Here is a 6,555-nt window from a genome sequence, read left to right as displayed (position 1 = left end):
TACACCAGTCAACGGTGTAGCCACGTTAACTGTAGCTTCACGCACGACGACAACCGCGACGGCGACGAGTTCGCGTGTCTGAAATGCGGGCGCGAGTACCACGCTGACTACAACGCAGCGAAGAATATCGCTCGGAAACTACTCCAGAACTGGCACAAGTCTGGGTCTGGAGGGGCAACCAGTCATCTTGCCCTGAAGTCGGGGACGTTGAACGTGAACGGCATTTACACGCCTACCACCGTTTAGTGGTTAGAATGGGAGTCCACCGACAAGCTCCGCCCTTCAGGGCGGAGAAGGTGACCGAGGCCAATACGACGAACTACCACTACGTCACCATCTCAGCGCGACGAATTACTACACCACCACCAGCGGCGAGGCGGTTGCGATGGACGACGAAATCGTTCGAACCCTGTAGGACTCCGACGGCAACGTTTAACCGTCGTTTTCAGTCGAACTTCCCGATCCTCAGAACCCGAACAGTTCTTTGGGCCGGTCGTAGGCCATGTGCTCGACCAGATCGTGAGCTTCGGGCTCGGGAATCTGGCCGCGTTCGACCATGTCGCCGACGGCGTTGGCGAGGCTCCGGCGAAACATCTCGAACCGCGAGCCATACGAGACCAGTTTGCGGGAGTCGCTGACCATCCCGGCATAGTTCGACAGCAGGTCGACTGTCCCGACGTAGTTCAGCTGCTGTTCCATGCCGAAGGGACTGTCGTTGAACCACCAGGCTGCGCCGAGGCTGACGTTCGGGAACGCCCGTGCGATTGAGGCTGTCGTCGGGTAATGGGTCGGATCCACCGTATAGAGGACGATCTCCAGTTCTTCGTCGAAGGTGTTGAAGAAGTACTCCAGGGAGTCGACGAGTTCGATGTCCTGCGTCGAGATATCCCCGCCGGTGTCGGGACCCAGTTCGTCGTAGAGGCTCCAGCGGTAGTCACGGACGGCACCGATATGTAGCTGGGTAACCCAGTCGGTCTCGCGGTTCCATTCGCCGATCTTTTCGAGGACGAACGCCTCGAAGTCCCGGACTTCCTCGGGATCGAGGGTTGCCCCACTGTAGGCGCGCTCGTAGATCAGGGCAGCCCGGTCCTCGCTGACGGGATTCGAGATGGGCTGTTCGATGCCGAGGTCGCTGGCGACGCAGCCGTGATCCTCGAAGTAGTCGTGGCTGTCCGCCATCGCGGCCAGGAACCCTTCGAGGTCGGACGTGTCGATCCCGCGGGCCTCTTGGAGTTCTACGACGAAATCGAGCCAGCCGTCGGCGTCTACCTTCAGCGCTCTGTCGGGCCGCCAGGTAGGCTTGACATCGATCCCGTCGAGTTCCTCGGCCGCGCGCTCGTGGTCGGCGAGGTCGTCTGTGGGGTCGTCGGTCGAGCACATCACCTCGACGTTCATCTCCTTGAGCAGTGCCTGGGGCGTGTACTCGGGCCCATCGAGCAGTTCCTTCGTCTCCGTCCAGATCTCCTCGGCCGTTTCGGGACCGATCCGCTTCTCGATGTCGAACCGTCGCTTCAGGTCTAGGTGAACCCACTCGTAGGTCGGATTGCCGACGAACTCGGGGAAGACCTCCGCGAGAGCCAGCCACTTCTCTTTGTTCGAAGCATCGCCGGTGATCTTCTCCTCGTCGACGCCACGCTTGCGCATGAGTTCCCAGACGTAGTGGTCGGTCGCACCCTGGACCTCCCAGATGTCTGACCACCCGTCGTTTTCGACGACCTCTTCTAAGTCGACGTGGCTGTGGGGATCGAGGATCGGTTCGTCGGCGATCGCGTCGTACAGGTCGAGCGCAGTATCGGTTTCGAGGAGGTATGTGTCGTCGATAAATCCCATGAGCGATCAGTGGGCGAATTTGCAAATCAATCTTGCCATTGATCACGATTCACACGGTCTCTGGGAATCTCCGTCGCGTCCGGGTTGACGATCCTGTTCGTGAGCAGACTTCGCCGATCGGCGGCTCGCCAACAGTCCTGATCTCGTCGCGTCCGGGTCGACCATCCTGTTCGTGAACAGGTGCCCTCGTCGGACCAGTGGTAGCAGAATACTTAAACGTCGATGCGGAGAACCCAGACCTATGACTGAAGCAGCGATAGAGCGGACGCTTTCGGAAGGCGTGACTGTTTACGAACGGTCGGTTTATGCCGAGGGTGACTCGACGTTCGCGCTGATCAACGATGCCGACGGCCAACGGCGACTCTACGTCGAGGGTTCGGCGCCAGCGGACTTCGGAGGTGGAAGGGAACGGGGCAACGGAACCGTCTTCCCGCTTACCTACGAGAACGCGATGGCGCTGGCCGACGTGTTCCCGTGGCTCGAACCGACGACGGCCGGTCCGGAATCCGCGTTCGGGTTCGGCGATCGGATCGGTCTGGCGACGCCGGGCCACGTCCGGGCCGTCCGTGAGTCCGATCTCGTCCCTGTGTTCGCCCAGCAGTCGATCCGCGAGATGGACCGGACCGGGCGGTCGCCCGAGGAGGTCCTCGCGACGGCAATCTTCGGTGTCTTCGAAGAGGGGTACGAGGACGGATTCGTCGCCGACGCCGATCATCTCATGGCTCGCGAGGACGTCGAACGGACGGCCGGGGTCGGCTTCACGATGTTCACCTGTGACCCCAGCGAGCACGTCGTCGCCGACGTCGACTCGATGAACGAACGCGAAGTCGAGGACGCTTTCGCGGCAATCGACGACGGCGAGTCGATACTCGACCGCTATGCTGGAGCGACCTTCGAGGCCGAGACCGACGGGTACACTTGGTCGGATGTCCTCTCGGAGTTCGAACTGAAGCGGGCAGCGGTGAAGTACTACGAGGCGATCGAGTTCGCCGACGAGATGTACGGCTGGGTCGAAGAGAGCGTCGACGGCGACTTCGACTTCGAGGTCTCCGTCGACGAGACCGAGACGCCGACGACTCACCTCGAACACGCCTTCATCGCCAGCGAACTCGACCGTCGCGACATCGAGGCGACCAGCGTCGCCCCGCGATTCGTCGGCTCCCTGGAGAAGGGCATCGACTACATCGGCGATCTTGCGGACTTCGAGGAGGACCTCATCGGACACGTTGCGATCGCCGAGACCTACGGTCCTTACCGGCTCTCACTCCACTCGGGATCGGACAAGTTCAGCATCTACCCCTTTTTCGACGAGTACGCGAGCGACCGTCAGCACGTCAAGACCGCCGGAACGAGCTATCTGGAAGCGATCCGGGTCGTCGCTGAGAACGATCCCGATCTCTACCGCGAGATCCACGAGTTCGCCCTCGAACGCTTCGACGAGGACAAGGCGACCTATCACGTCAACACCGATCTCTCGAACGTGCCGAACATCGACGACCTGGCCGACGACGACCTTCCGACGATCCTCGATCAGGATGACGGTCGACAGCTGTTACACATCACCTACGGCTCGGTACTCTCGGCGACCGACGACGGCGAGTTCCGGTTCAAGGACGATCTGCTGGCGACGCTGCGGGAGTACGAGGACGACCACTACGCGTTCCTCGCGGATCATCTCGGCCACCACGTCGATCTGCTGACGGGCGAGATAGCGGCCTAACTGCGGTCGTTTCATTCCTGTCTGTCGAGTTGGCCAACTGGTTGAGTAACACGTCACCGTTTCGCCGGGAGGTCGAGTGAGCGTTCGGTTCGATCGCTGTCTTTCCCGTCCCCGTCGGCTGCGTTTCGAGATACGATCCACCTCCGGAACCGACAAAAACTCGATCAGACGCCACTGTAAGCGGCGAAGCCGCCGTCGATCGGGATGACGGCGCCGGTGACGAACTCCGAGCCGGGCGCGATCAGCCACAGCACGGTCGTCAGGAGGTCCTCGGGGTCGCCGAAGCGGTCCTGTGGCGTGTGGTCGATGATCTGCTGGCCGCGGTCGGTCAGTTCGCCGTCCTCGTCGAGGAGGAGATAGCGGTTCTGCTCGGTCAGTAGGAAGCCCGGCGCGATCGCGTTGACCCGGATATCCGTCGAGTGGTTGTGGGCCATGTAGACCGCCAGCCACTCCGTGAAGTTCGAGACGGCGGCCTTCGCGCCGGAATACGCGGGAATCTTTGTCAGCGGCGTAAACGCGTTCATCGAGGAGACGTTGAGGAGGTGGCCCTCGCCCTGTTCGGCCATGTACTCGCCGAAGGCCTGTGAGGCCAGCAGCGTCCCGAGGAAGTTCAGGTTGAAAACGTTCTTGATGCTTTTCTCCTCGAGGTCGAAAAAGGAGGTATCCTCGCCCGTCGTCGCCGCCGGGCTGTTCCCCCCGGCACCGTTGATCAACACGTCGACCCGGCCGTACTCCTCGATGACGGTCTCGGCGGCCGCCTCGAGTTCCGCACGGTCGAGCACCGACGCTTCCAGGGTCATGTGTTCGACGCCCATCTTCTCCAGTTCGGTATCGACGGCCTCGAGTGCTTCTTTGTCGATGTCGAGTACGACGACCGTGCCACCATTCGAACCGATCGCCTTGGCCATCTCCGAGCACAGCACGCCAGCACCGCCGGTCAGTACACAGACTTTGCCGTCGATGTCGAAGTCGTTCGGTACGGTCATTGTATCGTTCCCGGAGGGTTGCTCCAGCGCGGTAATAAACGTTCGTTTTGGAGTGTGTCGTGGCGAACGGCAAAACCCGTGGAACGCAAATGTTTTTATAGCAGGTGTTCGAATAACATCACGTCGTCAGTCGACGAGAGTGTCGGATATCACAGGCGGCCCCCACGTCGTCCCGATCTCCCATGCTCCCCTTCCCCCCTGTTCCACCACGGTGTGAATCAGCAACAATTTCTTCTTTCGCTGTTCCTCGACGTACTCGATCAGTTCGTGTGCCACTACTCATACGGATTATTATAGTGATTTACCGGTATCCGTCGACCCCCGGGTCGGTGTCATCCGGAAATAATCGACAATAATCCGTATCAGTGGGAATCAGTCGATCCCCGGCCCCTGGCACGTTCGCGAGGCCGTCGACGGGGGCCTGGGCCCTGTCTTTTCCCGACTGGTTCCCGGTCGCGCAGTCGCTGGTTCCCGACACGGGCGCACTCGTCTACTGGTACCCCTTCGAGAGGTCCGGGCCCGTCGGTCAACGGCCGGTGAGAGCGAACGGGATTGAAGACGGGTGTATTCAGGATTTACCGATCTTTTCGAGCAGTCCGGTCATGTATCCGATGGCAAACAGCCGACCCTTAGTGTGATAGCCGGGATTGGAGTTGTCTTCGCCGGCCATGGTTGGGACGTGGTCGGGGCGCATCGGCCCGTCGAAGCCGACGTCCTCGAAGGCCGCCATGGCCGCCAGCATGTCGGTGGGGCCGTCGTCGTGCCAGATCTCGACGAAGCGTTCGGGCGTCCCCTCGACGTCCCGGAAGTGTGCGAAGTTGATCCGATCGCCGAAATGGCGGATCGCCTCGGGGACCGGCGTCTCCATCAGCGCGAAGTTGCCCTGGCAGAACGTGACGCCGTTGTGCTCGCTATCGTAGAGGGCGAGGATCCGATCGTAGTTCTCGACACTGGTGGCCAGTCGCGGGACGCCACGGACCTCGTCTTTCGGTGGGTCGGCCGGGTGAAGTGCGAGTTTCACGCCGGCCTCCTCGGCGACCGGGACGACCTCGGTCAGGAAGTGTTCGAGGGCGTCCCAGAGTTGCTCGCGTGTCACGTCCGTGTAGTCCGTTTCCGGGCCGCCCCGCATCTTCGCGTCGTCGTACCCGGTTACCAGCGAACCGCCACGGGATTGCACGTGGGCCTCCGTCCTCGCCCATCGGATGCCAGCCATCCAGTCGTAACAGACGACCGGAATCCCGGCCGCACCACAGTCCCTGAGGAATCGCTTGAAGTTCTCGATGTCTTCCTCACGCCCCTCTTTCCCGAGGCGGATGCGATCGGTAAGGGGAACTGAACCTTCGAGGACGTCCAGGGTTATGCCGGCGTCCTCGAACCAGTTGACCATTCCCGTGAGTTCGTCGTACGTCCACTCGGTCTGGCCGTCGCCGATCTCCAGTGGATGGACGACGGCGCTGGTGACGCCCATCTGTTTCGCGAGTTGCCAACGCTCGTCCGGCTCCGGCGGTAAAATCAACGATAGCTCTACCATACGTCCCAGTCAGTCCCAAGAGATCATAAAAACGTTTGCGGTTACCGTCTAAACCCCCCTCTCGGGACAGACGATCGGTCCACTGTTCGAGAGCCCGGGGGCCGGTAACGACCAGTTTGGTCAGCCTGTTTCCGGCCGCGATCGTTTCGGCTGGCCCGCGCCTTCGCCGACGAGTAGCGGTGGTCCCTCGATTTAATTCACCGATAGTGAATTCCACTGGCGATACCAGGCGGATGCTCCGACCCTTTCGGTCGGGGAGGAAGCCGACGAATCCGTCGATCGATCGGACGATTGCACCACGTATACTGATTCGATATCAGTGAATTCGAGTGGGACGCCGTAGACGTCCGGTGACACTGGCTATAGTGGTTCCGACGATGGATTTCAATAACATCAGTACGTGTGTTACCTGATTTTGGGCCGACGGGGCCGTTTCGGGGCCCCTGTTTGGGACGTGACGGTGGGACCTGAGACAGCAGTTCGAGTTG

6 protein-coding genes are annotated in these 6,555 nt (G+C 61.1%); 2 read left to right on the top strand and 4 right to left on the bottom strand.

The window, feature by feature from the left end:
- Positions 1-246 (top strand): zinc ribbon domain-containing protein (locus E3374_RS02565; protein WP_169051756.1); only part of this gene is annotated, 246 nt, incomplete at its 5' end.
- Between the two features lie 219 nt (positions 247-465).
- Here the strand turns inward: E3374_RS02565 and uxaC are convergent.
- The gene (gene uxaC / locus E3374_RS02560; protein WP_136687390.1) at positions 466-1,830 is read right to left on the bottom strand and encodes a glucuronate isomerase; all 1,365 of its coding nucleotides are present in this window, start codon (positions 1,828-1,830) and stop codon (positions 466-468) included.
- A 241-nt stretch (positions 1,831-2,071) separates the two neighbouring features.
- Between uxaC and E3374_RS02555 the strand changes: the two genes are divergently transcribed.
- The gene (locus E3374_RS02555; protein ID WP_136687388.1) at positions 2,072-3,550 is read left to right on the top strand and encodes a tagaturonate epimerase family protein; all 1,479 of its coding nucleotides are present in this window, start codon (positions 2,072-2,074) and stop codon (positions 3,548-3,550) included.
- A 164-nt stretch (positions 3,551-3,714) separates the two neighbouring features.
- Here the strand turns inward: E3374_RS02555 and E3374_RS02550 are convergent, their stop codons facing one another.
- The 3 genes from E3374_RS02550 to E3374_RS02545 form a co-directional block, all read right to left on the bottom strand.
- Positions 3,715-4,536, bottom strand: a complete 822-nt coding sequence (locus E3374_RS02550) for an SDR family oxidoreductase (RefSeq protein WP_136687386.1) — start codon at positions 4,534-4,536, stop codon at positions 3,715-3,717.
- A gap of 126 nt (positions 4,537-4,662) precedes the next feature.
- Positions 4,663-4,812, bottom strand: coding sequence for a hypothetical protein (locus tag E3374_RS17005; protein WP_169051755.1), 150 nt, complete (start codon positions 4,810-4,812; stop codon positions 4,663-4,665).
- A gap of 292 nt (positions 4,813-5,104) precedes the next feature.
- Entirely contained in the window at positions 5,105-6,067 is a 963-nt protein-coding gene (locus E3374_RS02545; RefSeq protein WP_136687384.1) for a mannonate dehydratase, read from the bottom strand.
- Between the last annotated feature and the right edge of the window lie 488 nt (positions 6,068-6,555).

It is taken from the genome of Halorhabdus amylolytica, assembly GCF_004944975.1.
GTDB classification, from domain to species: domain Archaea; phylum Halobacteriota; class Halobacteria; order Halobacteriales; family Haloarculaceae; genus Halorhabdus; species Halorhabdus amylolytica.
The sequence above is the reverse complement of the archived record's forward strand: the minus strand, read 5'-3'. Positions and strand labels throughout refer to the sequence as shown.

Coding starts and splice junctions, on each gene's coding strand:
- uxaC (WP_136687390.1), bottom strand. CDS start 1,830: ATGGGATTTATCGACGACACATACCTCCTCGAAACCGATACTGCGCTC.
- E3374_RS02555 (WP_136687388.1), top strand. CDS start 2,072: ATGACTGAAGCAGCGATAGAGCGGACGCTTTCGGAAGGCGTGACTGTT.
- E3374_RS02550 (WP_136687386.1), bottom strand. CDS start 4,536: ATGACCGTACCGAACGACTTCGACATCGACGGCAAAGTCTGTGTACTG.
- E3374_RS02545 (WP_136687384.1), bottom strand. CDS start 6,067: ATGGTAGAGCTATCGTTGATTTTACCGCCGGAGCCGGACGAGCGTTGG.